The organism is Streptomyces sp. CA-106110, from assembly GCF_050936285.1.
Classification (GTDB): Bacteria; Actinomycetota; Actinomycetes; order Streptomycetales; family Streptomycetaceae; genus Streptomyces.
Genome location: NZ_JBNJNB010000001.1, coordinates 2842821 through 2868712 on the forward strand (window position 1 = coordinate 2842821; position 25892 = coordinate 2868712).

Sequence of the window (25892 nt, forward strand, 5' to 3'; positions counted from 1 at the left end):
CGTCACCTGTTCGCCCTGTTCGACGAGGACCGGCTGCGGCGCATCCTGTCCCGCATGCTCGACGAGGACGAGTTCCTCGGCCCGCACGGCATCTGCTCCCTGTCGCGGTACCACGCCGCGCACCCGTACACCTTCGAGGTGCACGGCGAGACCTACACAGTCGGCTACCTGCCGGCCGAGTCCGACTCGGGCATGTTCGGGGGCAACTCCAACTGGCGTGGCCCGGTGTGGTTCCCGGTCAACCTCCTGCTCATCCGCGCCCTGCTGAACCTGCACGCCTACCACGGCGACGACTTCACCGTGGAATGCCCCACCGGCTCCGGCCGAAGGCTGAACCTCTACGAGGTCGCGCGCGAGATCTTCAGCCGGCTCACCTCCACCTTCCTGCACGACGCCGACGGCCGCCGCCCGGTGCACGGCGCCCAGCCGAAGTTCGCCAAGGACCCGCACTGGAAGGACCTGATCCTGTTCTACGAGTACTTCCACGGAGACAACGGCGCCGACCTCGGCGCCTCCCACCAGACCGGCTGGACCGGCCTGGCCGCGGTCACCGCCACCCTGTTCCACCTCGTCGGCGCCGGTGACTGGGGCGCCCTGCGGGAGGAACCCCTGTCATGACGGTGATCTACGAGATCAACACCCTCGTCTGGCTCGGTGAGTTGAGTGAACAGTACGGACGCCGCGTCACCTTGGGCAACGTGCCCGGCGAGGTCTGGGACGAGGTCGCACGGCCGGGTGTGGACACCGTCTGGCTGATGGCGTGTGGGAGTGCAGCCCGGCGGGGCTGAGGATCGCCCTGCGGGACGACCGCTTGCTCGCCTCCTTCCGCGACGCCCTGCCCGACCTCACCCTGGCGGACATCGCCGGTTCCCCGTACTGCGTACGGAACTACGTCGTCGACGAGAGCCTCGGCGGCCCCGAGGGACTGGCTTCGGCACGGGTCGAACTCGCCACACGGGGCGTACGCCTGATCCTGGACTACGTCCCCAATCACGTGGCCCCCGACCACCCCCGGCTCACCGGGCGCCCCGACTGCTTGGTCCGGGGCACGCCGGACGACCTGGCCCGCGCACCCGAGGCCTTCCTGGAGGCGGGAGGGCAGGTGTACGCGCGCGGCCGCGACCCGTACTTCCCGCCGTGGCCGGACGTCGTCCAACTGAACGCCTTCAGCGACGGCCTGCGGGCGGCGGCGGTGGACACGTTGGCGGCGATCGGCGACCAGGCGGACGGCGTGCGCTGCGACATGACGATGCTCCTCATGAACGACGTGTTCGCGAAGACCTGGGGCAACCTGGCGGGAGCGGCCCCCGCTGAGGACTTCTGGCCGTACGTCATCCCCCGTGTGCGGGAGCGCCACCCCGATCTCATCTTCGTCGCGGAGGCGTACTGGGACCTCGAATGGGCCCTCCAGCAGCAGGGCTTCGACCACTGCTACGACAAGCGGCTCTACGACCGTCTGGTCCACGAGGACGCCGGATCCGTCCGCACCCACCTCGGCGCCGACCTCGGCTACCAACGCCGGCTCGTCCGTTTCCCGGAGAACCACGACGAACCACGGGCCGCCGCCGCACTGCCCGGCGGACGGGAACGCGCGGCAGCCGTGGCCGTCGCCACCCTGCCCGGCGCGACCTTGTGGCACGAGGGCCAGTTCGACGGCCACCGCGTACGCACGCCCGTGTTCCTCTCGCGTCGGCCCCAGGAACCGGCCGACGAGTCCCTGCGCGACTTCCACGACCGCCTGTTGACCGCCGTGGCCCCCGTTCGCGAGGGCGACTGGCAGCTCCTGACCTGCACGGGCTGGCCGGACAACGACAGCCACCACAACCTGCTCGCCTGGTCCTGGACCGCCGGCCAGGAACGGTACCTCGTCGTGATCAACTACTCGGACCGGCCTGCCCAGGGGCGGGTTCCGCTGCCCTGGACCGACCTTCACGGACGGTCATGCCGACTGGCCGAACTGCTCGCCGAGGACACCAATGAACGGGAGGGCGACGAACTGGTCGACCCGGGCCTGTTCGTCGCCCTCGACTCCTGGCACTGGCACCTGCTCTCGTTCCGCCGCTAGGCGACGGGTGACCCTTGCGACTCGGCCGCCGGGGCCGCCCCCTTCCTCATGACGCTCCTGAGGCCTGTCGCGTCCTCGCGGACTTCTCGGAGTCGGCGGTGGCGTGGACCTGATCAGTGGTCAGGTCGGCGTCGATGTGCTCCATCGCCCGGATCGTGCTCGGCTGTCCGGCGAGGAATCCGGTGCGGACGAAATCGTCTCCCGCTACCGCGTGCAGCATCCAGTTCGTGGCGACGCGGGTCCTGGCCACGAACGTGGGCAGCGCCAGCAGGTGGTAGCCGCGCGTCACCAGCTGTGCCGGAAGGCCACTGAGCGGGATGCCCAGCGGCCGGGCGACGGAACCCAGGCCGCCCAGGTCGACGACCAGGCCGAGGTCGCGGTGCCGGTACTGGCTCAGAGTCCGTCCGCGCAACCGCGCGACGACGTTGTCACCAGCCGTCCTGCCCTGACGCAGAGCGTGCTGCGCGGTGGGCGGGCAGATCGCGTCCCCGCCAGCGGCGAGGTCCGGTACCGCAGCGGCGTCGCCGAGGGCGAACACGTCGTCGTGGCCCGGCAGGGTCAGCTCCGCGGCCACCGCGAGCCGCCCCCGTACGGTCTTCGCGCCCGTGGTCGCGACCAACGGGCTCGCCGCGATCCCCGCGGTCCACACCAGGGTGTGGGTGGGAAGCCGGCGCCCATCGGTGAGTTCGACCCAGCCGGGCCCGGCCGACGCCACGCTCACGCCGAGGGAGACCTCGATGCCGCGCCGCCGCAGCCGGGCCAACGTCTTGTCACCCAGTCGCGGGCCCAGTTCCGGCATCAGCCGGGGCGAGACATCGACCAAGTGCCACTCGATCGCCTCCCGGCTCAGCCCCGGGTAGCGGTATGTCGCCGCGACGGTGAGTCGCTGGAGGTAGGCGGCGGTCTCGGTGCCCGCGTATCCGCCGCCCACGACGACGAACCGCAGCCGTGCCTCCCGCTCCGCCAGGTCCTCGCTCGCGTCGGCCAGGTCGAGTTGTGCGATGACGTGGTCGCGCATGGCCACGGCCTCCGACAGAGTCTTCATGCCGCGGGCGGTTTCCGGCACACCGGGGATGTCGAACGAGCGCGTAACGCTCCCGCTGGCCAGCACCACGATGTCGTATCCCTCGCGGACCACCTGATCGGTGATCAACCGTACCTCGCAGACCCGGGAGTCGAGGTCGACACCCAGGGCGGTGCCGGGGACGATCCGGGTGCGGCGCAGCATCCTGCGCAGCGAGACGGCAATCGACTGCGGTGTCAGCACGCCGGCCGCCACCTGCGGCAGCAGTGGCAGGTACAACTCGTAATCGAGTGGCGTCACCAGGACGATGTCCGCCTCGTCGGGCTTCAGGACCCGTTCCAGACGACGGGCGCAGGCGACGCCTGCGAAGCCGCCGCCGACGATCAGGACACGGGGACGGGTCGGGTTGATCGAACTGGTCATGGCACTTCCTCCGAGCGGCTGAGTGGGCAAGAGGGCTGAGGGCCGCCATCGTGATCGGGGTTGGAAGACAGCGGCTTCCGTCGGATGACGCAAAGGCCTACCGTGCGACGGGAACGGTCCAGACGGCCGCCGTACGTCCTGTCGGGCAGTCGTCCGACGGAAGCCGACAGGTCGCCGGCCACCTAGCTTCGGAATCATGAGAAGAACGGAACGAGTGACCTCTCCAGTGACCGTGGCCGTCAAGTCCGGCGACCTCCGGCTTGCTTGTGACATCTCCACCGCCCTGCGTGCCCGGCCCCGCGTGCGCGTGCTGCTACCAGAGCAGGAAGCGCAGGCGGAGGCACTGCTCATCCTGGCCGCGGACCTCGACGAGGAGGCGCTCGCGCTCATGCGCGGTGCGTGCACGGAACATGGGCGGCCGCGCATCGTGCTGGTGGCCCAGTACGTGGGACGCGCCCAGCTTTCGCGGGCAGTGCGTCACGGGCTGGTCGACGTGCTGCCCCGGCGCACCGAGCTCGACCAGATCGTCCTCGCCCTGTTGCGTACCCGGGAGCGGCGGATGCGCCTGTCCGACTCCGCCCTTGTCGATGGCCTGGACCTGCGTCACAGAGCCCAGGCCATCGATGGCGTGACACCCTACTGCGCACCATAGGCTGTCAGCGATCCCCTTGTGGCAGAACGTGCGCGAAGGCCTCGTCCCAGTCCATCGAGAGGCCTTCCGTGCCGAAGGGAACGGACCACAGCGTCTCTTCGAGCCAGGCGCGTAGTGGTTCGACGCGGCCTTCGAGGAGTGCCGCGCCGGTCTCACCCTGGAGAAGCATCCAGAGGCTGTCCCCGCCATGGCGCTGGCACGGCGGCCAGATCCGTACGTCGCCGTCACCGCTCGGGCGGTCCAGGCCCGTCACGAGCAGGTCCCGCGAGAGCACCCAGGTGACGGCGCCGCCGATGTCGTTGAAAAATTCGACGCGCACCTCGAGGGGCTGGGTGTGTTCGTAGCTGAAGCGGGCCTGGATCGGCAATGTCTCGTGCAGGGACACGTGCCGCCACATCCTCAGGGAGAGATCCGCGCAGTCCTGTTCTGAGGAACGTACGTCCCTGTCTGGTCCGTTGTGCGAGTGAGCCATGTGCTTCCCCTTCTGTGCTGATCTGTGCCGGAGCGCGTGGGCTGCGCCCGGCGCGGCCTCCGGGTGTGCCCCCTGTGCCGCGCCGGGCAGCCAGCCCCCTGGTCAGAGGCTCAGGTTCTTCAGGCTTCGCCGCTGGTGGACGACGATGTAGCCGAGCAGTGCGTAGCCGGCCAGGTGGCCTGCGGTGCGGGCAAGCCTGTGGCGCGGAGCGTCATGGAACCGGTGATGGTGGGAAGGTGTGCGGGAGACCGCCTTGGTGCCGGCGACCACTGCGAGTGCGTCCCGCAGCAGGTTTTCGAGCTCGGTGCCCGGCTCGCGGAACCGGCCGGTGCCCTTCTTCGTGGATCGAGCCGCGTCGTGCATGGCGTGCTGTGCCTCTCGGTCTGGTTCGGGTGGTCCTGAGAAGAGGAGCAGGCCGGTCCCGCGGGGTTTCCCGAAGAACCGGCCCTTGTGAAACTCCTGATGCGGCTGTCAGCCGGTGATGAAGAGGTCGTCGCGTACGTCGTAGACGCCCGGGGCCATCCAGGCGGCCGCGATCACGGCGTCGTGCTCCGCCCACGTCCGGACATGGCCGGTGAGGACCACCGTGTTCCCGTTGGTGGTGACGCCGACTTCGCTGTCGTCGAGGATCAGCGCGTTGCGGTCCAGCGCGTCCGACACCAGCAGGGTGACGTCGACAGGGTCGGCGTCGTCGGAGATCTCGATCTTGTTCTTGACACCGCGGACGCCCGTGAGCCCGGCGACCGCGTCCTCCGCGGCTCGACGCTCCGAGCCGTACCGGACGACGCCGGTCAGCGTCAGGTTGCCGTTGCGGGCGGTCGCCTCGACACCGACCGGCACGGCGATGTTCATCAGCAGCACGCTGTTCGCCGTCTCGGCCAGCGTCGCGTCGTCGCGCTCGTGCGCGAGCGGCAGCACCACCTCCAGGTTGTTGTGGACCTTGGTGACGCCGGCCACACGCTGCGCAGCGGCGGCGGCTTCCAGGTACTGGAGGTAGCTCGGGACGGTGCCGGTGAGCCGCACTTCACCCCCCAGGTTGTGAACGGTGATGTCCGTCGCGTACACCAGCGGGTCGAAGACGAGTTCCGCCTCGACGGACTGGCGAATGTCCTTTGTCTTGCTCATCGGGGATCCTTCCGTTTCGGTGAGAGCGGCGGATTTCCGCCCCGTCATGAGTTCACCGCGGAACCCCGACGCCAGTAAAATCGATGTGAACGATTCTGGTATTGGTCTGCGCTATGGATTCCGCGACACAGGCCTGGGCAGCGGTTCAGGCAGCAATCTTTTCGGCGGTTTCGAACAGCACCTGCTGCAATTCACGGGGGAGGTCCGTGCTCCACACCAGACCAGCGGTGGCGGTCAGGGGGGACCCCTCGACGCGAACGGGCACCATCCCGTGACGGCCTGCGTCCGCCGTCGACTGCGGAGCGATCCCCACGGGGCGGCACGGTCCCGTCAGGACGGCGCTCGGCCGGCTCCCGGTCGCGGCGAAGGCCAGCGTCATGGGCAGCGACTGCCGAAACGGCGGGTCGGTGAAGTCGAAGGACGGGTTCCTGGTCCGCAGCACCGAGCGCCATGCGTCGTACGTTGCGGGGTCGGTGTGACGAGGACCGTGGATGATGTGGATGCGGGCGAGTTCGTCGAGGCCGATGGCTCCGTTCAGCGCCCCTCGGTGCGGTGCGGGAATCCAGACATCAGGTTCGAACGACCCGATGTCCATCACGTCGAGGGCGTCCGGCAGCACACAGTTCGCCGGGTCCATCCAGCCCAGAGCGGCGTCGGCTCGCTGCTGAAGGATCGAGGAGAAATCAGCGTCCAGCGCCGTCTCCAACCAGGTCACGTCGACCTCGGGGGCCGCGGATCGCAGCCGCGAGACGACCGCCGCGGCGAGCGTGGGCGGCAGATACGGCTGGACGACGAAACGCAGACGCGACCGGCCCAGCCCCGCCGCCCGTCGGGTTCGGCTGACTCCGTGATCGACCAGGGACAGGACGGCCCGGGACTCCTCCAGCAGTACTGTGCCGGCTTCGGTCAGCCGAACGCCTTCACGCCGACGCTGCAACAACGGCGTGCCGACGAATTCCTCCAGACGCCGAATCTGCTGACTCAGTGTCGGCTGCGCGACATACATGCGCTCCGCGGCATGTGTGAAGGTGCCCGCTTCCGCCACCGCCACGAAATAACGCAGATGACGCAGTTCGACACCCTGGGGTGCCGAATTCTCGGAATCGAGCGACAAAATCGATTCGTTCTCGGCTTTTTCCATGCAGTCCCATCCGGCCACTCGAGAGAAGCGGACTCATGTCATGCTGCCGGAGGCCCCGTTGCCGGGCTTGAGTCATCCGACTGCCGCGATGTCCTCACCGACCCTTCAGTTGGAGATCAGCGGCCCCGCTGTAGTTTGAGGACCGGTGGGTGGCGGCCGTGCCGTGGGGTGTTCGGCTTCGCGGGCACGGTTGCGCCGCCTGTGACAGGCGCGGGCGACGGCCTGGTGGCAGCGTCGCCACCAGGACCAGTGCAGGCCGTGGCGGATCCGCTCGGCCGGGGTGGGCTGGGGTGCCATCACCCACAGCAGTCGGGCGATTTCATACGCCGTGAACGCGATAGCGGCGGTGCCGGTAGGGCTGGTGGGATCGGCGAGGTCCCCCTGTGTGGCCGGGAGGCGTGTCCAAGCTGGCGTGCAGGATCTCCGCGACGCGGTCGGGGCCGGGGGCGGGCTCCTCGTCGCGGGTGGCGGCCGCGGCCTGGACAGCCAGGAAGGCCGCGGCCAGCTGGGCCAGGGTGATGTGCCGGTACCAGCCGTGGAAGGAACGCACCTCGTAATCGGCCATCCCGGCGGCCGACTTCGCGAGCTTGATCGCTTCCTCCACTCGCCAGCGGGCCCCGGGTACACAGACCAGCTCTTCCACGGTGGTCTCGGGCGGGCCCCAGGCCAGGTAGTAGTCGCGCCCGGTGGGGGTCTGCGGCCGTCGCCGGGCGATGAACCACCGCGCCCACGCCCCGTCGCCGGTCTCCGCCTCAGGGTCGGGGATACGGCGTACCCACCACTGCCAGACGCGGGAGTCGAGCTGGGAGGGGCCGGCCGGCAGGGTGACCCAGTCGTCCTCGGCGGCGTGCCGCTCCACCAGCCTCGCGGCGTGCCGCCAGCCGGGACGGGGCAGCACCGTGTGGTTGGCCTGCACGTTCACCGCGTAGGGCAGATGGTGCTCCTCCAGGAAGACGCGGAAGGCGCCGTCGCGTCCATAGACCTCATCGGCGGCCACCCACACCCGGTCCTCGGGAAGGTTGGGCAGCGTACGGGCGATCATCTGCTCGGCCAGGCGGGGCTTGGTGGCGAAACCGACGGTGTCGGGGACGTGTGCGGCGCGGCAGCGGGCCCGGTCCTCGGTCCATTCCCGGGGCTGGTAGATCTCCCGGTCGATCAGTGCCTGCCCGCGTCCGGTGGCCCAGGCGGCCATCACCCCGATCTGGCACGGGAAGACCCCGCCGAGCGTGCCGGAGTACTGCCTGGCCACCCCGACCGAGGCCCGGCCCTTCTTGGCGAAGCCGGTCTCGTCGACCACCAAAACCCCCGCTCCGCCGGGCCCAGCTCCCCTCCCGCCGTCGTCCAGGCCATCGATGACGTAGCGTCGGGTGAAGTCCCGCAGCGCATCGACGTCCCAGACCGAGCGGTCCAGCAGATGCTGCTGCCCCCACGGCTCGGCGTCGCCGCCGTACTCGGCAAGCTGCCAGCCATTCTTGCGTGACACCGGGGAGAGCAGGCCGCGGATGCACCGCGCGGCCCGCATCCGCAGATCCGCCCGCGGGAAGATCCCGCCAACCTCCACCAGCAGGTTCTCCAACTGATCGGAGAACTCCTCGGCCCGCTCCCGATCGGTGATCTCCGGCATAATGTCCAGTAACTCCGCCTTCATACAAGGCAGTTACCCCCACACGATGACCGAGGAACTACAGCGGGGCCGCTGATCTCCAACTGAAGGGACCGACACGGCAGCTGTAGTTCGTGATCACGGTGGTCATGTCGTTGCGGCTGCGGTGATGTTGTTCCAGTTGCGGTGGGCCTGGGCGGCTTGATGCTGATGGTGGCGGCGCCAGGCGGACCAGCGCAGTACGTGGTCGAGGTCGCGGCAGGGCGCGGGCAGTACGGTGGCGCGCAGGATCCGGAGTAGTTCGCGGGCGCTGGCTGCTACGAGGCGGAGCGGGCCGGGTGGGCTGCTCGCGGCGGTGGTGCGCAGGCGGGTGATGGTGAGGACGGCGGCGGCGAGCATGCTGATGAGGGTCCAGCGCATCCAGGAGTTCCAGCAGGTGGTCTGGCCCTGGTCGAGCCCGCAGGAGCCCTTGTGGAGCTGGAAGTCCTCTTCGATCTTCCAGCGGTAGCAGATCACTTCGATCAGGGTGGCCAGGGTGACGGGGGTGGTGGAGTGGCAGCGGTAGAAGGAGAGTTCCCCGGTGTAGCGGTGGCGGCGGATGACCAGATGGGAGTGGCCGTCCTCGTGGCCGTCGGGGGTGTCGTCAGCCTGAACGTCGACCAGTGCCCAGTCGTAGTGACGGTCGCCCTTGAGCCCGTGGCCGGTGCGCATCCGCATCCACGCCTTCTTCGGGATGAGTCGGGCGAGTTCGGCGGCGGTGTAGCGGCCGCCGGACGTGGTGAGGTGGTGGTCGGCCTTGACGGCCAGCGTGTAGTCGAAGCCCAGACGGCGGGCCTCGCAGCGCAGCTCGCGCCCGCCGTACACCTCATCGCCGGCGAACCAGCGTGCCACGATACCCAGGATGCGGGCACGGGCGAGCATGGCGGCCGCGAGCTGGGGCTTGGTGGCGAAGGCGATCTCATCGGGGACGTGCCGCAGCAGGCGCCGCTCCTCGTCTTCGGCCCAGGCGGCGGGCAGGTATAAGGCCCGGTCGATGATTGCGTGGCCGCGGTGGGTGGCGTAGGTGAGGTGGACTGCGACCTGGCACAGGCCCACTCCGCCCAGCGCGCCGGAGTACTGGTAGGCCGCACCGACGGCTTCGGTGGAAGACTTCGCGTCTCCGGTCTCGTCCGCGATCACCACCGCCTGCCCGTCTGCGAGTTCGCCAGCGGTCCAGACGGCGAGCCGGTCGCGGGCCAGGTCGTGGTCGAAGGCGGCTCGGGCGAGGCAGTGCTGCAGCCGGTGCGGGCCACAGTGGCCGAGCGCCTCGGCCAGCGTCCAGCAGTTGCGGGTGTCCAACTCCATCAGCATCGCCTCGCACATCTCCCGCACCAGCAGCCGCGGTTCGCGTCGTGCGAAGCAATCCGCTATCCCCGCTGTCGCCGCCCCGAGGGCCACCGTCCATGCCTGCTGGGCTACCGTGGCCTCCGCGGCCACCTGATCCTGGATCGTCTCCACAACGCTCATGATCACGGTGGCCGTTCACCTGCCTACAGGCACCCCCGCGACCACCTGACCAGCCTCAACTGGGCAACCATCACGAACTACAGCTGCCGTGACGTACCCTTCAGTTGGAGATCAGCGGCCCCGCTGTAGTTCCTCGGTCATCGTGTGGGGGTAACTGCCTTGTATGAAGGCGGAGTTACTGGACATTATGCCGGAGATCACCGATCGGGAGCGGGCCGAGGAGTTCTCCGATCAGTTGGAGAACCTGCTGGTGGAGGTTGGCGGGATCTTCCCGCGGGCGGATCTGCGGATGCGGGCCGCGCGGTGCATCCGCGGCCTGCTCTCCCCGGTGTCACGCAAGAATGGCTGGCAGCTTGCCGAGTACGGCGGCGACGCCGAGCCGTGGGGGCAGCAGCATCTGCTGGACCGCTCGGTCTGGGACGTCGATGCGCTGCGGGACTTCACCCGACGCTACGTCATCGATGGCCTGGACGACGGCGGGAGGGGAGCTGGGCCCGGCGGAGCGGGGGTTTTGGTGGTCGACGAGACCGGCTTCGCCAAGAAGGGCCGGGCCTCGGTCGGGGTGGCCAGGCAGTACTCCGGCACGCTCGGCGGGGTCTTCCCGTGCCAGATCGGGGTGATGGCCGCCTGGGCCACCGGACGCGGGCAGGCACTGATCGACCGGGAGATCTACCAGCCCCGGGAATGGACCGAGGACCGGGCCCGCTGCCGCGCCGCACACGTCCCCGACACCGTCGGTTTCGCCACCAAGCCCCGCCTGGCCGAGCAGATGATCGCCCGTACGCTGCCCAACCTTCCCGAGGACCGGGTGTGGGTGGCCGCCGATGAGGTCTATGGACGCGACGGCGCCTTCCGCGTCTTCCTGGAGGAGCACCATCTGCCCTACGCGGTGAACGTGCAGGCCAACCACACGGTGCTGCCCCGTCCCGGCTGGCGGCACGCCGCGAGGCTGGTGGAGCGGCACGCCGCCGAGGACGACTGGGTCACCCTGCCGGCCGGCCCTCCCAGCTCGACTCCCGCGTCTGGCAGTGGTGGGTACGCCGTATCCCCGACCCTGAGGCGGAGACCGGCGACGGGGCGTGGGCGCGGTGGTTCATCGCCCGGCGACGGCCGCAGACCCCCACCGGGCGCGACTACTACCTGGCCTGGGGCCCGCCCGAGACCACCGTGGAAGAGCTGGTCTGTGTACCCGGGGCCCGCTGGCGAGTGGAGGAAGCGATCAAGCTCGCGAAGTCGGCCGCCGGGATGGCCGATTACGAGGTGCGTTCCTTCCACGGCTGGTACCGGCACATCACCCTGGCCCAGCTGGCCGCGGCCTTCCTGGCTGTCCAGGCCGCGGCCGCCACCCGCGACGAGGAGCCCGCCCCCGGCCCCGACCGCGTCGCGGAGATCCTGCACGCCAGCTTGGACACGCCTCCCGGCCACACAGGGGGACCTCGCCGATCCCACCAGCCCTACCGGCACCGCCGCTATCGCGTTCACGGCGTATGAAATCGCCCGACTGCTGTGGGTGATGGCACCCCAGCCCACCCCGGCCGAGCGGATCCGCCACGGCCTGCACTGGTCCTGGTGGCGACGCTGCCACCAGGCCGTCGCCCGCGCCTGTCACAGGCGGCGCAACCATGCCCGCGAAGCCGAACACCCCACGGCACGGCCGCCACCCACCGGTCCTCAAACTACAGCGGGGCCACTGATCTCCAACTGAAGGGACGTACAGACGCTTGGCGGCCTCCTCGGCGGATCCGCCGCAGCTGAACCAGACGTCCAGCGTGTCCAGCAGCAATTCGCGTTCGCTGGCCGGCAGGGCCTTGATCGGGCCGAGGACGCTGGTGACGACGCGGACCATGACGTCGGGTGCGCCGGCTGCCGCGACCGCGACCGGGCAGTCGTCGAAGACGGTCACGGCGCCGCTCCCCGCGTCGCCGGCGCGCATGGCGACCTTGGCGAGGCGCAGGTCGTCCCCCGTGAGGTACAGGTCGTCGCAGGGGGGACTCACCCCCACGCGCCGCTCCGCCTGGTGCCGCAACACCTCGACGAGGACGTCCAGGTCCCGGGGGGTACGCAGGTACACGATGCCCAGCTGGATATCGGGCCGCAGCCGCCAGGCTGACAGGATGCCGCGCCGGCTCAGGATGGCCGCAACCTCCGGCAGGGCCTGCCGACCGATGTGCGGTACCTCCGCGGCGACCACGGCGAACGGACCGTTGCGCGGCACACCCAGGGCTTCCGCCGCGGACCACACGGCGTCGGTCTCCATGCTCCTGCCCGCCAGGAGCGCCTCCACCAGCGCCGAACGCTCCTGGTCGCTGGCGAGGAGCCGCTGGGCCACCGCGTCGTGGTATCCGGAGACCACGGCCTCGGTGACCTTGTCCTGGAGCTCCCACATCGCCGAGTCCGCTGCCACCAGCTGGTCGCTCCCCACCAGGGAGGATGCGGTGGCCTCGCCGACCACGACCTCCCAGAAGTACTTGACGCCGATGCGGTAGGCCGTCATCACGCTGGGCAGCGGCACATTCTGCTGGGCGCGTCGGCGGCCGATGCGGGCCGTGGTGTCGGTGTCCAGAGGTGCCTGTCCGGCCAGCGTCTGGAGTGCGTTGCCGTAGTGGGTCCGGCAAGCCTCCTCCAGCTCCTCCTCGGGCACCGCGTCATAGTCGTTCAGCGCGCCGCAGATCCGCGTCGCGATCTCCTTCGCCAGCTCTCCGACGCGTTCGAGCAGCACGGCGGCCAAGGCTCTGATCTCGTCATCGACCAAGATCTTCTCCGACTCACCGGTAAGGGGTCTGCCTTCTGCAATACCGCCGGAGCGGCAGCCCGCACCGTGGCACGACGCCGCCGCCCCGCAGGGCCGAGGCCGACGGGTCCCGATTCCGCGGGTCTCGCGCCCAGACGCCTGGTGATGTCCGTGATCACCAGGGGCTGGTCATGCGCTTCGGCGCTGTCCGGTCATGCGTGGCCGAACGGGACTCTGCCGTCCAGGTCTTTGGTGAGGGACGCCGGCGGTCAGGCATGGTCGTCCTCGCCGGGTGCCATCGCCTGCAGGACGGCGCGGAGCGCGGCGCGTGAGGCGATACCGAGCTTGGGATACAGCCGGTGCAGATGGGAGGCGACCGTGCGGTGAGACAGGAACAGCCGTTCGCCGATCTGCTTGTTGGTCAGGCCGATGGCCGCCAGCTCGGCGATCTGCCGTTCCTGAACGGTCAGCGCGGCTGTCGATGCGTCGGGCCCGGTGGTGGCAACGCCAGTGGCGCGTAGCTCGTTGCGGGCCCGCTGGGCCATGGCTTTGGCGCCGATCCGGTCGAAGGTTTCCAGGGCGGCGCTCAGGTACAGGCGGGCGCTGGGATCGCGGGTGCGGCGCAGCCACTGCCCGTAGGCCAGCTGGATGCGCGCGTGTTCCCACGGCCACCGGGCCGCGTGGGGCAGGAGCAGGGCTGCCTCGAACAGGGGGCCGGCTTCCTTCTCGTCGGCAGCCACGGCCGCGGCCCCGGCGGTGATCAACATGGTGCGGGGGGAGATACGGTGGATGCCCGCCTGTTGCGCGGCGGCGACGTGGGCGCGGGCCTGGTCCATGCGGCCGGTGCGGACCGCCGCCTCGACCAGGTCCAGGACCAGCCACCGGCCCGGGATGCAGGTGCTCGGTACTCCGGGAGGATCGATCCTGGCCACCTGGGCATGAGCCTCCTCGTAGTCGCCCTGGCCCATGGCCGCGATGCCGCGAGCCGACCGGGCGTAGGCCTCGGTCACCTCGATGCCGCGGGGCGCCGCCCAGGTCGTGGTCTCCTCGCTGCGGGTCCGCGCGAGGTCCACGTCGCCGCGAAGAGCCGCGCCCAATGCCAGCAAGGCCCGAAGCTGTCGCTCCCAGAAGTGATAGCCGTAGACCGCTGCCAGGTCCAGCCCCTCCTGTGCCAGGCTCTCGGCCTGGTCCCACTCTCCGCGGGCGTAGGAGTCCGTGCAGAGCAGCATCAAAGCGGGAATGACCATGGCGATCGCGCCGCCGTCGCGTTCCCGTTCGATCATGCGAAGGACCAGGTACCTGTAGTCGGACAGCGTGTCCATCGCGCGCGCCGCGAACGCCAGGGGGATCAGCTCCCAGGGAGCCGCGTCGGCAGGCAGTGCCGCGAAGGCGTCGGCGAGGCCCTTCCGTACCGCGTCGGAGGTGCGAGTGGGGTCGACGTAGGCGTCGTAGCACAGTCTGAACGGTGTTACGGCATCCGGTGCGAACCGGGCCATTGCGGTGTCGAGGAGCTTCCACGCCTCGGGGCAGAGGGCATAGAGGCTGACGAGCAGCAGCGCGTACAGGATGCCGCAGTGGTCCCAGTTGTCGTTCTTGGCGGTGCCGGTGTTGTCGTCGAGCGCCCGGGTCAGGAGCCAGTAGGCGGCATCGACATCGCCCTCATCGTTGGTGAGGAGGTGGGCGGTGGCGGCGAAGACCAGCCCGGTCGGCGTGTCGGGTGCCTGTCCGGCGTCGGCCAACAGCCGTGGGACGTCTTCGAGTTGGCCGGTGATGGTCGCGAGGTACGCGGCCTCGACCAGTCGGCGGGACCGGTCGCCCGGATGCGGGCTGAGTTCACCGGCCCGCATGAGCGCGGCCACCGCGGCGGACGCAGCGACGCGCCGGCGGTCGACGATCGCCGCCTCGTCCATCGCCCGGTCCGCAGCGCCGAACGGTGCACCGCGCCGCCAGGCGGACAGGGCTGCTTCGTCCAGCGCGCGGGCCACCGCCTCGTCCGTTCCGTGCGCGGCCTCGGCCAGATGCCACGCCCGGCGCCCAGGGTGGTCGGCCAGTGCCGCGGCCAGAGAGTGGTGCACGCTGCGGCGTTCACTCGGGGATGCCTGGTGTACGACCGCGGCGCGGATCAGCGGATGGCGGAACGAGATGCGGCCGTCGGCCGCATCGATGTGTACCAGGTCCGCTTCCTGCGCCGGGGCGAGGTCGTCGACGCCCGCAGGGTCCTGCCTGGCCCTCCGTATCGTGGTCAGGCTGGCGTCGGCGTCCAGCGCGGCCACGAGCAGGACGCTTCGGGTCGGCGCAGGCAGCCTTTCGACAGCAGTGGCGAAGGCTTCCTCCAGCCGCCCGGACAGGGCCAGGAGCGCGGGAAGTGGGTCTTGGCCTGAGCGCTGCCGGCTGCTCAGCGCCGTCGGCAGCTCCTGCAGCGCGAGCGGGTTGCCGTCGGCCTCGGCCAGCACCCGCCGTCGTACCGATGGCCCCAGCGCGGGCCATCGAGCGTCCAGCAGCTCGGCTGCCGCCTGCGCCGCCAGCGGCCCGATCTCGCGCACGGGCAGCTGGAGCTGGTGGCTGAAGCCGTCTGCCCCGGTCCCCACGGCGGCCAGGAAGACGATCGGATCGTCGCTGATCCTGCGGACGACGAACCCCAGCGCGGCCGCGCTGGCGCGGTCGAACCACGCCACGTCATCGGCGATCATCAGCATCGGACGCTCGACGGCGGCCTCGCCGAGCAGGGCGAGAACCGCCGTCGAAGCGGCCAGCGGGTCCGGCGACGGTCCCGTCGCGAAATGGAAGATCCGGTCGAGCACGTCGCGATGGTGGCCGGCGAGCCGGTCGACGTGATGGCGTAGCGGGTAGATCATCTGGTGCAGCGCCGAGTAGTTCATCTCGGCCTCGAACTCCACGGCGGAGGCGCGCAGTACTCGCATTCCGGCGTCTGCGGCCCGTGCCGCGGCGGCATCCAGCAGTGCCGACTTTCCGACCCCCGGGGCGCCGCGCAGCAGCAGGCCGGGGCGGCCCCGATCGTGCCTGGCGAACAGCGAGTCCATCAGTTCCAGCTCGGCCGTGCGCCCAGCCAGGTCCGCTCCAGGCCGTGAATCCACCGACTCGCCACCATCAAGCGGCTTGCCGGAAAAAGTCTGATCGGTGGACAAGAATGAGCATCCTTTACTATTTATTCAATCTGCAACGACCAAGGCCCGGCTCGTGGACGGTCGGGCTGACGCCCCGTACCGATATGGCCTCTCTTCGCCCTCGGGCTTGCACCGCGGAGACCCGCGCCCTGCGACAGCGCCGGGCCGCCGACCTGTCGCGAGGGTGAGCCGCACCTGGCTGCCCGAGTCCCGTCTCGGCGGTGCCAGGACCTGGCTCCTGCGGCCCGCCGATCGGACATGCAGCCATGGTGGAGCACGGGTCGGGCCCACTTGCCCTCGCGGCGACCACGGACAGGTGCAGCCCTGCCACATGCGTACCTCCACAGCGGAAAGAACGAAAAAACGCTGTCGCTGAACCCCTGCGTGCACGCCAGACATGGAGGAACCGGGGAACCTTGGACGATGTCGAAGCGGTACAGGAGGAGACCTGTTGCCCCCCCACGTGGCCGAACGTCCGCTCACACCGACATCAAGATCATCACTGACCGGGGAACCGTGGTCGATGTTGCCGCCCACAGCAATCGACTCCAGCGGCAGTGATCGGCCACACGGTCGCCACGAGGCATCCGGCCGTGGATCCTGCCGCTCGCCGGGCGGCGCCAAGCGTTCCGATGCCACGCGCACGCCCCGCAGGCCGACGGGACTGCGGCCGCATCACGGCCGTGGACCAGGCCACCACCGTCCGGGACATCCCGACCGACAAGGTGCTGCGCGGGGACGAGATCCGCTGCCGGCCGCGAACCGAACGCGCGACATCAGGCGCGCCGGGCATCGGCCCATCCGGTTCTCGCCGGGAAACCGATGTTTGACGCGACCGTGATGTTTCCCTCGCGAGATCATCCGGGCCGTCCAATGAGCCCGGGTGAGGCTGCCCCCGCCTGCCCCGAATGGTGCGCGATTGGTGCTCCGGATACGGCAACGTGCGCCGGTGTTGCCGTCAAAAGGTGCCGTCAGGAAGCATCGCCTCCCGACACCGCGCCACGTCCCCGGCGCTGCGCTAGCGGAACAACGGCGCCGACGACAGCCGCAGCCACGACTCAAAGCCTTATGAACCGCCCTCTCACAACCCGGCCTCGGCGAACCGCTCGGCGTAATGCAGCAGGCCGCCTTCGGCAAGGACCGAATCCGGCTACCAGTACGGGCTGACGCCGGGGCGAAGACCGCACGTCACAGCAATCGTCGCCGCGAACGAATGTCGTCGGCGGATCCGAGCACGAACATGCCGACCCCGACGCGCGATCCGTTCGGGCACGGCGAGATCGCCGCCGCGCCCGAAGCGAACCGCCTCACCTCCCCAGCCCTACACCTCACCACCCGACCCGTCCGACCCGCCCCCGCCGCCGCCCTGCAGCGCAGCGAGCGTCAGCACCTGGTCGCCGATACCCCAGCCGCCGTCGGCGACCTCCTCGACCAGCACCATGGTGGTGGCGCGGGCGCGTTCGCCGAAGATCTCCACGTAGAGCTCTGTTGTGCGGTGGATGATCTTCTCCTTCTGTTCGGGGGCGATGGTGCCGGCGGGGACCTTGAAGTTTGCGAATGGCATGTCTGGTTCCGTTCTTGTCAGCGGCTGGCGTGCTGGGGGTGCAGGTCGGCGATTCCGATGCGGCCTGCGAAGCCGTGGGCGACGGTGATCGCCGGGGCGTGCGTCGTCAGGCGGCCAGTGCGGTGCGGCCTGCCACGTACACCCGGGCGACCTCGGAGACGCGCTTGCCCAATTCCCTGGCGGTGGCGACGTCCGCCTTGTGTACGCCCTCCGTGCCCTGGTCATTGTGGCTTTGGGCACCGGCGCCCAGGAAGAAGCCCAGCCGGTTGAGGTCGTTCTCCGACGCCGTTGAGGAGTTCCAGCCGGGCAGCAGGCCCAGGGCAACCCAGTGCATGCCGTGCTGTGCGGCGAGGATCGTGAAGTTCTGGAGGACGTTGAGCTTGTCGCCGCTCTTCGAAGCCGAGTTGGTGAATCCGGCCGCGATCTTGTCCTTCCACTGATGGGTGATCATCCGCTTTGCGGTCTTCTCGGCGAAGGCCTGGAAGACGGCGGAGGCGGTACCCATGTAGGTGGGCGAGCCGAAGATGATCGCGTCCGAGCCGTCGAGGAGGCTCCACTGCTCGTCGGAGATCTGCTCGAGGTCGATCAGGTGAACAGTGGCGCCCTCGGCGGCCGCGCCGTCGCGGACGCCCTCGGCGATGACTGCGGTGTGGCCGAAGCCGGAGTGGTAGGCGATGGAGACGACAGGTGTGGTCACGATCACTTTCTCCTTAAACAGATACGTGTAGATGCGTGCTGCTCGATGCGTGCTGCCCCGGGTATGGGAGGCACCGGGGTGAGCCGACACCCGCAAGGAGAGCACGTTCTTTTCGAAAGCGCAATCTAGCAGTAAGTGCTAACTGCTGGTACGCTTCGTGGATGCACAGTGACGGCACGACGCAGGAGCACACCGAGGCAGGTGGCGAGCGACCCTTCGACGTCTTTGTTCGCGCGTGCCCCTCGCGGCCGACGCTGGAGCACGTCACGGGCAAGTGGGGCGGCCTGACGCTCAGCGCGCTCAGCTCGGGCACGCTGCGCTTCAACGAAGTGCGACGGCGCGTCGATGGCATCAGCGAGAAGATGTTGTCGCAGACCCTGCGTGCCTTGGAGCGCGACGGCCTGGTGCACCGCTCGGCGCAGCCCGGGAACCCTCCGTGGGTGGACTACACACTCACGGAACTGGGCGAGGCGACCGCCGCACGCCTGCTAGACCTGATCGACCTGGTCCAACGCCAGATGCCCGAGGTGCTCGCCGCCCGGAATCGCTACGACACGACACAGGACGCACAAAACCACCGCCCATAGTCGCCGTCGAACCCGCCCCTACGACTCAGCCTCCCAGGGGACGCCGTGCCGGTGGATGTCGCCTGATGCGATGAAGGAAACAGGGCCTCCCGCTCCGGGCGCCGGGTGCGGACCATGCTTGGCCTGCTCGTTATCCGGATCCACAAAAGTGGTCATCACTCGGTAGACCGTGCCATCTCCGGTGCCGGCCTTGCCGGGGGCGTACTCGACGACGCATCGCCAGCACCAAGTGACGTCGCTCGGTGGGCAAGGCTTCCTGGCACGCCCCGCACCTTGTCTCTCTGTCATCCCGTCTGCCGTCGTCCCACACGCAGTGGTATCGGGCGGGGCCTTCCTGGTCCAGGTGGAGCGCCCAGCTGGACGAACGACCTGGGCCAGGAAGGCCCCGGCTGATACGGCTTTGCCTGGGACGACGGCAGACGGGATGGCAGACCCCCACCCGAACCACCCTCGACCCGCACCCGCGCAGCCGGCCCCTGCCATCCCGGAGCCGGAGCGCCCCCGCCGGAGGCATCCTCTTCTCCGCCACCACCTTGCGGCACGGGCGGGACGGCGCGCCAGAGCGGGGCTGATCGTCGGGATCGTCCTGGCGCCGTGGCGGCCGACCGCGGCCGTGGATCACCTGAGGAGCAGAGTCGCACGCGTCCCTCGGCAAGAGACGCGGGGCGCACTATCCGCAACCGCGGCAAGATCCTAAGCGACCCTGCGGTGATCGGCTGGCGGGGCGGCGGTCCGGGAATGAACCCGTAGCTGGCCCGTGGCGCGTGCGGAGTCACTGACAGCCCGGGCCGCTACGGTGTGTCGCGGATCGGCATGATCAGCGTGACCCTCGATCGCATTTGCGGGCGCTGCGTCGCCTGCTGTGATCACGAAATGCGCGGCAAGGGAGCCGCCGGGTAGATCGGCGGTTCCTTTCAGGTGCGGATCGTCAGGGGTGCTTCGGTGACCCCCAGTCGCGGCGCCGTGACGCCCGGGTCGGGAGGCGGTGCGGGTGGTGCCCCGGTCGTAGGATGACTGGAGGAGGCTCGGACCCATGTTGCGCGGCAGGACTGCCGAATGTCGACGGCTCGACCAGCTGCTCGCCGAGGCGCGATCGGGCTACAGCGGCACGCTGGTGATCAGTGGGGAGCCGGGGATTGGCAAGTCGGCGTTGCTGGACTACCTGGCGGGGAAGGCGTCGGGGTGCCGTGTCGTCCGTGCCGGGGGTGTCGAGTCGGAGATGGAGCTCGCGTTCGCTGGCTTGCATCAGCTGTGTGTCCCGATGCTCCACCGGGTGAAGCATCTTTCGGGTCCGCTGCGAGACGCGCTGGAGGCTGCGTTCGGTTTGCGTGCCGGGGACTCGCCGGAGCGCTTTGTGATCGGTAAGGCAGCTCTGAGAGTCCGATACGTGACGTAATGCCCGTTTCGGGTTTGGGGTTGGGTGAGGAGCCCTGGTCGGCTGGGTGGGTCGGTGGTCAGGTGCGGGGCTGAGTGAACAGGCCGGGTTCGGGTTCGGGTTCGGTGAGGATGCCCCGTGTGACCAGGCGTTTCAGCTTGGACCGGATGCCTTCGGTGTTCTTCGGGAGGATCGGCAGGTCGAGGGCCTGGCACAGGTCGAGGGCCTGGCACAGGTCGAGGGCCTGGCACAGGTCGAGGGCCTGGCACAGGTCGAGGGCCTGGCACAGGTCGCGGGCCCGCATCGGCCGGCCGGCGTCAGCGAGGGCGGTGAGTATCTGCTGGTAGGCCGGGTGGTCCGGCACGTCAGGGCGGGGCGGGTCCTTGGCGGGCGCCGGAGCGGAGATGGTGAGGAGAGTTTTGCGGGTGATGCGCAGGTTCTCGCTCTCCGCGTCGAGTTCGCCGAGCCGCGCGGTGAGTTCCCCGATGCGGGAGCGGAGCTGTCCGGCTTGCTCGCCCAGTTCGCGCTCGCGCGCCTCGATGTACTCCAGGACGGCGCTGATCTGCGGGTTCTCGGTCACGGTGTCCTCCAGGCGGGGACGGTGGCGCCGGTAAGGCGGCGGGCCATCACGGAGGTCATCGCCCAGAAGACGCGGGAGCGGCAGCTGGCGGGTCGGTGTTCGTAGTCGCGGACCAGGCGCCGGTAGAACATCAGGATCCCGTTCGTCTGCTCGACGATCCACCGCTTGGCCTGTGGGACGAAGCCCTTGTCGGCGGGGTTGCGTTCGACGATCTCGACGTCGATGCCGTACTGCTCGCCGTGCTCGACGACGCTCTTCTTGAACCCCTGGTCGACCAGGGCTTTACGCACCGTGCCGGTCTGCTCGGCCACGCCGTCCAGCAGGGCCTTGCCCGCGGTGTTCTCGTGTGCGGAGGCGGCCAGTACGACGACCGCGATGACCAGGCCCAATGTGTCCACGGCCAGGCATCTCTTGCGGCCCGGCACCTTTTTCGCGGCATCCCGGCCCGTCGTGGTGGCAGGCACACCGACGGCGGCATGGACACTCTGCGTGTCCAGAACGACGAGGCTCGGGTCGGCTAATCGCCGCTTCTCCTCCCGCAGCTGCCACCGCAGAAGATCGTGGATGTTCTGGTCGGTACCGTCGTCGCGCCACTTGTAGAAGTAGTACTTCACCGCACCGGCGGGCGGCAGATCGTGGGGCAACAGGTCCCACTGGCAGCCGGTGCGGTTCTGGTACAGGATCGCGTTCACGATCTCCCGCATCGCATATCTGCCCTGGTGGCCACTGACCGATGGGTGCGCGGCCTTCCAGGCGCTGATCACGGGCTCCACCAACGCCCACTGCTCGTCGGAGACATCACTCGAGTACGGCTTGCGATCACCCATCCCGCCATGCAAGCGGATCTCGAACGCTTGACCGGCAACGATGCCTCAACGTCACCCCATCGAGCGATAACAAGCCGGTCATAAGGTCGCGTACCGCACTCTCAGGAGTTGGCGTCTGATCCTTGAACCCCTGTTCTGCCTGTTCTGCCGAATCAGGGTACGCCAGGGGGCGAGGAACGGGCTGCCGTTCCTCGCCCCGGCACCTGACGGTGGTCAGCTCACCATCAGTAGGAGAACTGCTGGATCTCCTGGTGGTTGATGCCGATCGTGTATCCCGTGCGGGTGGTGGGGTCCAGCTGGATGGACTGTCCGTCCTGGGGGTTCCGGAAGCCGCGCAGCGAGACGGTCATCAGCGGGCTGCCGTCCGGGTACGCGTAGGTGCCGTTGATCGTCTTCACGCGCTCGCCGGTCTTGAGGTCCACGACGTCCATCTGCCCCATCGCGTTGTTGTCGAAGACCAGCGTCGGAACCCCGAAGAGGTGGAGGCCGTCGGGTCCGTTGAACTTCTCGAAGGCGAGGTCGCGCCCGCCGTCGACGGTGAGCTCGAAACCACCCCGGTCCTGGCGGACCAGCATCGAGTCGGGCTCACCACTGGGGTCGATCTTGGTGATCACGCTGGGGGCGGGCATCTTGATGCTCCATCCCGTGTTCGACGCGTTGTAAGGGCTGCCCGCATCGTCGATCGCGAGGCCGTGACTGCACCGGGAGGTCTCCCCGGCCAGCGTGGCGGTACCGGTGTCGAGGTCCATGCGAGGCGCGTAGACGGTGCCCGCACAGTGCAAGGTACCTGTGGGCAGCAGGACGACCGTGCCGTCCTTGGGGTCGATGGCCAGCTGCGACCACTGGACGGGGGCGGCGCTTGGGTCTGTGACTCCCGCGCCGGAGACCGGGATCGGAATCACCGGGGAGGGGGCGCCCGTCGTCAGACTGATCGGCAGCAGGACGTCGGTGTTGTCGGACACCCGGTGGAGCAGGACGACGCCCCGGTTCCGGGCGGGATCGACCTTGGCGTTCACGAAGGTGTACTCCGAGGCGGACAGCGTCTGCTGGGCGACCATCGTCCGGTTCGCGGTGTCCCAGATCTGCAGGTCGACGTCGCCGTTCGGCTGGGCCCGGTGGGCCACAAGGGCCCGGTGGGTGGTGGCTGATGCCCCGGTCACCGCATAGGTCGACTGCGGTGTGCTGTCGGTGGTCAGGGCGGGGCCGTAGGTGCCTGTTGCCGGGTCGTACGGCCGCACCATGGACGTACCGTCCTGGCCCAGCAGGGAAACCAGCGAGTCCTTGCCGGCGAAGGCGAAGTCGAGCACCCGCGCGCCGTCCGGAGCGAGACCGTCGTCGACCTCGAACTCCGCGGTCGGCGAAGCCTGTCCGATGACCTGGTGGTCGCTGTTCAGGGCTAGCACGCGCACGTTGTACAGCTCGGATGTGGGCAGCCCGAGCTTCAGGATGTCCAGGCCGGCCGTGCCCGACGTTCCGGACAGCGTCTGGTGGAGGACGGACGGGGTGTTGATGCCGTCATTGTCCAGTTGCGACCCATTGGGGTTGTCGAACGTGTTGTACCCGTTGCCACCGTTAGCCGTCGGGCCGGGCGCGGAGAACTCCACCTCGGCCGCGGCCGCCCCGTGGACGGCGCTGGTGTCGTACGTGAGACGGAACTTCGGGTGGGTGCGGTCGGCCGTGGCGAAGTGGCCGGGGACTCCGCTCGCGTCGGTGATCAGCGGCGCGTCCGGGCGGTCTTCGGCACGGTCGGTGCCGATGCGGATCGGAGTGAACTCGGCGTAGACGTTGGACGCGAGGTTCCCGGACCTCTGGATGATGCCGATGCCGTAGAGGCCGGCACCGCCGTGGAAGGCGCTGGCCGGAATGGTGACGTTGCCGGAGGTGTCTGTCAGCGGCTGCGTCCAGGCCGGGTAGAAGATCGGTCCGAGTCCGGGGTTCCAGTGGCCCACGCCGGATACGGCGATGGCCGGGTGGGACACGCCGTTGACGCCGGTCAGGTCGTAGTGCACGGTGACCGCGTGTCCCAGCGGGGCGACCGCGGGCGCCGTCGGCCCGTGGGCTTCTGCGTAGGTGCCGTCGCTGCTCCCGATGGTGATGGTACGGGAGGTGCTCGCCACCACGTTGCCCTTGACCAGCACGTCGTAGCGCAGGTCGACGGTGCGGTCGCTCGTGGACACGACCGGCAGGCCGGCCGCGGTGAGCAGTTGACGTGGTGTCACACGGATGGCCGGAGTGTCGGACGTCCACACGGTTGAGCCCACGGTGAGCCGGTACTTGACGACATTTCCACTGGGCAGGCCCGTGACATCACCGGCGAAGGTGACCGGGCCCACCAGGCCCTCGCCGTTGCCGCCGGAGGCGACGTCGCCCAGGTCGATACGGTCCGGATCGGTCGTCTCCGTGAACCGGCCGCCGAGGCCTCCAAGGGTCACCCGGTGTGCGACCGACAGCCGCACCAGGGCGGGCTCGGCCTTGAACTTGCCGCCGAGAGCTGCCTCGGTGGCTGCGGTGACATCGATCTGCGGTCCCACGTGCAGGGTCCGGTCGATCTGAGGCGGGCTGGAGACCGGGCGCCCGGTGTGCTCCAGCAGGGCGCGGACATCGCCGGGCGTCAGGTGGTGTCCGGCCAGGCGGGACGCCTGCAGCACCACGGCCGCCGCTGCGGCGATCTCCGGAGCGGACGCCGACGTGCCGCCGTTGAGGCGCACGTTCACGTCCGAGGGTCCGCCGGCGGGAGTGAACAGCGTCTGGACGGGGTGGACGAACGCGGGGATGTTGTCGCTGGGCGCGGAGAGGTCGACGCGGCTACCGAATCCGGACGAGAACGTGCCGAAGCCGCTGATACGGGTCTCCGCCACGGTGGGGCTGCCCGCCGGACCGGCGAGCGTGTCGTCCAGCGTGGTGCCGCCGGCCGCGATGGCGCCGGTGTCCGGATCCCGGGACGGCACCGACGAGAACGCGACGTCGTCGATGTTCGTGGCCGCGGCATCGTCGGCAGCCAGGTCGGTCGGTGTGCTGCCACCGTCCGGGCCCACCGCCGCCTGGGTGAACAGGCGGGTGCCGTCGTTGGAGGAGATGACCACCGTGATGCCGTCTTGCTTGACGATGTGCTGGACTGTGGCGCGGACGACCGGGTCGTCCTCCAGGTAGCGCCCGGCGAAGCCCAGGGTGTCGGTGCCGATGCCGAGACTGGCGGTGATCACGTTGGGGCGGGGCGACTGGTTGGCCGCCGCCATGAGCGCCGATGCTATCTGATCGGTCGTCGGGGTCTGCGGGACGACAAGACGGTACTTGGCACCAGGCGCGATGCCGAGCAGGTCGGTGTAGCCGCTCCCGACCCGGTCAGGCCGCTGCAGGTCGTGGGGCAGCGGGCTCATGACGCTGAAGTCCAGCAGGACCTCGTCCAGTGCACCGTCCTGACCCTGGACCGCGGCGGAGCCGCTGAGGCCGCCCTGCCCATCGGACACATAGGTCGGGATGAGCGGCATCGACGGCAGGTCGAGGTAGCGCTGACCATCCTGCAGGATGGTGGTGGCCCCGCTCTCGACAGCTCTCGGGTTGCTGTCGTTCACCATCGACTGGTCCACCAGGTCCCCGATGGAGACGTTGGTGATGATCTCACCGTCCCCGGGCTCCTGCCCGAACTTGTCCTTGAGCGTCGCGAAAGCGCCCGTCGCGTCGACCCCGCCGGCGTTGAGCAGCGCCTGAGCGGAATCCGCCAGTCCGTAGTTGGTGGGAATCCCAGTGGAGTCGGTGGTGGCACGTGCCGTATCCGACGGCGTCGCATGAGCCTGCGCTGCCGCCGCCCGTGCGGCGGCCTTGACCACGGACGCGGGCAGCTGCTGGCCCGGCACGTCCAGCGTGTTGACGTAGCGGTCCGGTTCCGCGAACGCGACACCAGGCGTCTTGCGCAGTTTCTTCGCCACCGCATCGGAGTCACGCTCTGCCGTCTGGAGCACGTAGGTGCGCGACAGAGCGGAGTCCGCGGCCGGCTGCGAGGCGGCGTTCTTGCGGAGCGCAGTTCCAGAGGACTGGGACAGCGCCGGGATGACGGTGCGCATCGCCTTGGCGCCGACCGCACGAAGGGCGGAGTTCACCGCCGCTTTGTCCGTCTGCGGAGCCAACGTCGACAACCGGTGGCCGGTCAGCGGCTTCCCGGTGACCGACGTGCCCGCGGCCAGGGTCACCACGACCTGGCCCGGTACCACGCCGCTGCGCTGTTTGGGCTGCTGAGCCGAAAGCCCCTTGCCCAGTGGCGTCTTGACGGCGGGCGCATGGGAGGCGGAAGACCCGCTCGAGCCCGGAGCCGGGGAAGACGACGCAAAGGCCGAGGCGGCCACCGCAGACGTCGAAGGGAGCATGGCAGCACTGGTGGCCATGACTGCGAGAAGGACG

19 protein-coding genes and 2 pseudogenes are annotated in these 25892 nt (G+C 69.4%); 7 read left to right on the forward strand and 14 right to left on the reverse strand.

Annotated elements, in window-relative coordinates:
- Positions 1-15: 15 nt before the first annotated feature.
- Together ACQEXA_RS13145 and ACQEXA_RS13150 are read left to right on the forward strand one after the other, a co-directional pair.
- Positions 16-618 (forward strand): MGH1-like glycoside hydrolase domain-containing protein, encoded by a 603-nt coding sequence (locus ACQEXA_RS13145; RefSeq protein WP_433134547.1) that lies wholly within the window; start codon positions 16-18, stop codon positions 616-618.
- A pseudogene (locus ACQEXA_RS13150) lies at positions 615-2065 on the forward strand (alpha-amylase). Before ACQEXA_RS13145 ends, ACQEXA_RS13150 begins: the two are co-directional and overlap by 4 nt.
- A 46-nt stretch (positions 2066-2111) precedes the next feature.
- On the opposite strand, the gene ACQEXA_RS13155 reads toward ACQEXA_RS13150, so the two are convergent.
- Positions 2112-3512, reverse strand: a complete 1401-nt coding sequence (locus ACQEXA_RS13155; protein WP_433129906.1) for an NAD(P)/FAD-dependent oxidoreductase — start codon at positions 3510-3512, stop codon at positions 2112-2114.
- A 214-nt stretch (positions 3513-3726) separates the two neighbouring features.
- Here ACQEXA_RS13155 and ACQEXA_RS13160 point away from each other — a divergent pair, with 214 nt between their 5' ends.
- Positions 3727-4164 carry a hypothetical protein gene (locus tag ACQEXA_RS13160; protein ID WP_432934751.1) on the forward strand — a complete coding sequence of 146 codons (438 nt, stop codon included), beginning with the start codon at positions 3727-3729 and terminating at the stop codon, positions 4162-4164.
- Positions 4165-4168: 4 nt separating this feature from the next.
- Here ACQEXA_RS13160 and ACQEXA_RS13165 read toward each other — a convergent pair whose 3' ends face one another.
- The 6 genes from ACQEXA_RS13165 to ACQEXA_RS13190 all read right to left on the reverse strand — a co-directional run bounded on the left by ACQEXA_RS13165 (position 4169) and on the right by ACQEXA_RS13190 (position 10002).
- Positions 4169-4549: an SsgA family sporulation/cell division regulator gene (locus tag ACQEXA_RS13165; RefSeq protein WP_432934750.1), complete on the reverse strand. Its 381-nt coding sequence runs from the start codon at positions 4547-4549 to the stop codon at positions 4169-4171.
- Positions 4550-4738: 189 nt separating this feature from the next.
- On the reverse strand, positions 4739-4999 hold the full coding sequence (locus ACQEXA_RS13170; protein ID WP_432934749.1) for a hypothetical protein: 261 nt from the start codon (positions 4997-4999) through the stop codon (positions 4739-4741).
- Positions 5000-5107: 108 nt separating this feature from the next.
- A complete protein-coding gene (locus ACQEXA_RS13175) occupies positions 5108-5761 on the reverse strand; it encodes a BON domain-containing protein (RefSeq protein WP_432934748.1) in 654 nt (217 codons plus the stop codon).
- A 145-nt stretch (positions 5762-5906) separates the two neighbouring features.
- Positions 5907-6920, reverse strand: coding sequence for a LysR family transcriptional regulator (locus ACQEXA_RS13180; RefSeq protein WP_433129908.1), 1014 nt, complete (start codon positions 6918-6920; stop codon positions 5907-5909).
- A gap of 301 nt (positions 6921-7221) precedes the next feature.
- Positions 7222-8550: an IS701 family transposase gene (locus ACQEXA_RS13185; RefSeq protein WP_432921201.1), complete on the reverse strand. Its 1329-nt coding sequence runs from the start codon at positions 8548-8550 to the stop codon at positions 7222-7224.
- Positions 8551-8652: 102 nt separating this feature from the next.
- Positions 8653-10002, reverse strand: coding sequence for an IS701 family transposase (locus ACQEXA_RS13190; RefSeq protein WP_432938733.1), 1350 nt, complete (start codon positions 10000-10002; stop codon positions 8653-8655).
- Positions 10003-10300: 298 nt separating this feature from the next.
- Here ACQEXA_RS13190 and ACQEXA_RS13195 point away from each other — a divergent pair.
- Positions 10301-10963, forward strand: a pseudogene (locus tag ACQEXA_RS13195) (IS701 family transposase); the annotation flags it as partial.
- A gap of 339 nt (positions 10964-11302) precedes the next feature.
- Here ACQEXA_RS13195 and ACQEXA_RS13200 read toward each other — a convergent pair.
- Both ACQEXA_RS13200 and ACQEXA_RS13205 read right to left on the reverse strand, forming a co-directional pair.
- The gene (locus ACQEXA_RS13200; RefSeq protein WP_433129910.1) at positions 11303-12763 is read right to left on the reverse strand and encodes a PucR family transcriptional regulator; all 1461 of its coding nucleotides are present in this window, start codon (positions 12761-12763) and stop codon (positions 11303-11305) included.
- Between the two features lie 248 nt (positions 12764-13011).
- A complete protein-coding gene (locus tag ACQEXA_RS13205) occupies positions 13012-15888 on the reverse strand; it encodes an AAA family ATPase (RefSeq protein WP_432934743.1) in 2877 nt (958 codons plus the stop codon).
- Positions 15889-16550: 662 nt separating this feature from the next.
- Between ACQEXA_RS13205 and ACQEXA_RS13210 the strand changes: the two genes are divergently transcribed.
- The gene (locus ACQEXA_RS13210; RefSeq protein WP_432934742.1) at positions 16551-16697 is read left to right on the forward strand and encodes a hypothetical protein; all 147 of its coding nucleotides are present in this window, start codon (positions 16551-16553) and stop codon (positions 16695-16697) included.
- A 491-nt stretch (positions 16698-17188) separates the two neighbouring features.
- Here the strand turns inward: ACQEXA_RS13210 and ACQEXA_RS13215 are convergent, their stop codons facing one another.
- The gene (locus ACQEXA_RS13215) at positions 17189-17431 is read right to left on the reverse strand and encodes a tautomerase family protein (protein ID WP_432934741.1); all 243 of its coding nucleotides are present in this window, start codon (positions 17429-17431) and stop codon (positions 17189-17191) included.
- A gap of 106 nt (positions 17432-17537) precedes the next feature.
- The gene (locus ACQEXA_RS13220; protein ID WP_433129912.1) at positions 17538-18128 is read right to left on the reverse strand and encodes a flavodoxin family protein; all 591 of its coding nucleotides are present in this window, start codon (positions 18126-18128) and stop codon (positions 17538-17540) included.
- 161 nt (positions 18129-18289) lie between these two features.
- Between ACQEXA_RS13220 and ACQEXA_RS13225 the strand changes: the two genes are divergently transcribed.
- Both ACQEXA_RS13225 and ACQEXA_RS13230 read left to right on the forward strand, forming a co-directional pair.
- Positions 18290-18715, forward strand: coding sequence for a winged helix-turn-helix transcriptional regulator (locus ACQEXA_RS13225; RefSeq protein ID WP_432934739.1), 426 nt, complete (start codon positions 18290-18292; stop codon positions 18713-18715).
- A gap of 1033 nt (positions 18716-19748) precedes the next feature.
- On the forward strand, positions 19749-20111 hold the full coding sequence (locus ACQEXA_RS13230) for an AAA family ATPase (RefSeq protein WP_432934738.1): 363 nt from the start codon (positions 19749-19751) through the stop codon (positions 20109-20111).
- 58 nt (positions 20112-20169) lie between these two features.
- On the opposite strand, the gene ACQEXA_RS13235 is transcribed toward ACQEXA_RS13230, so the two are convergent.
- From ACQEXA_RS13235 to ACQEXA_RS13245, 3 genes are all read right to left on the reverse strand, one after another.
- The gene (locus ACQEXA_RS13235) at positions 20170-20670 is read right to left on the reverse strand and encodes a hypothetical protein (RefSeq protein WP_433129914.1); all 501 of its coding nucleotides are present in this window, start codon (positions 20668-20670) and stop codon (positions 20170-20172) included.
- Positions 20667-21497: an IS5 family transposase gene (locus ACQEXA_RS13240; protein WP_432934736.1), complete on the reverse strand. Its 831-nt coding sequence runs from the start codon at positions 21495-21497 to the stop codon at positions 20667-20669. Before ACQEXA_RS13240 ends, ACQEXA_RS13235 begins: the two co-directional genes overlap by 4 nt.
- 224 nt (positions 21498-21721) lie before the next feature.
- The gene (locus ACQEXA_RS13245; protein WP_433129916.1) at positions 21722-25876 is read right to left on the reverse strand and encodes a S8 family serine peptidase; all 4155 of its coding nucleotides are present in this window, start codon (positions 25874-25876) and stop codon (positions 21722-21724) included.
- Between the last annotated feature and the right edge of the window lie 16 nt (positions 25877-25892).

Excerpts from the sequence above, each read along its gene's own strand:
- ACQEXA_RS13175 (WP_432934748.1), bottom strand. The coding sequence starts at position 5,761 with ATGAGCAAGACAAAGGACATTCGCCAGTCCGTCGAGGCGGAACTCGTC.
- ACQEXA_RS13225 (WP_432934739.1), top strand. The coding sequence starts at position 18,290 with ATGCACAGTGACGGCACGACGCAGGAGCACACCGAGGCAGGTGGCGAG.
- ACQEXA_RS13245 (WP_433129916.1), bottom strand. The coding sequence starts at position 25,876 with ATGGCCACCAGTGCTGCCATGCTCCCTTCGACGTCTGCGGTGGCCGCC.
- ACQEXA_RS13240 (WP_432934736.1), bottom strand. The coding sequence starts at position 21,497 with ATGGGTGATCGCAAGCCGTACTCGAGTGATGTCTCCGACGAGCAGTGG.
- ACQEXA_RS13230 (WP_432934738.1), top strand. The coding sequence starts at position 19,749 with ATGTTGCGCGGCAGGACTGCCGAATGTCGACGGCTCGACCAGCTGCTC.
- ACQEXA_RS13215 (WP_432934741.1), bottom strand. The coding sequence starts at position 17,431 with ATGCCATTCGCAAACTTCAAGGTCCCCGCCGGCACCATCGCCCCCGAA.
- ACQEXA_RS13185 (WP_432921201.1), bottom strand. The coding sequence starts at position 8,550 with ATGAAGGCGGAGTTACTGGACATTATGCCGGAGATCACCGATCGGGAG.
- ACQEXA_RS13155 (WP_433129906.1), bottom strand. The coding sequence starts at position 3,512 with ATGACCAGTTCGATCAACCCGACCCGTCCCCGTGTCCTGATCGTCGGC.
- ACQEXA_RS13170 (WP_432934749.1), bottom strand. The coding sequence starts at position 4,999 with ATGCACGACGCGGCTCGATCCACGAAGAAGGGCACCGGCCGGTTCCGC.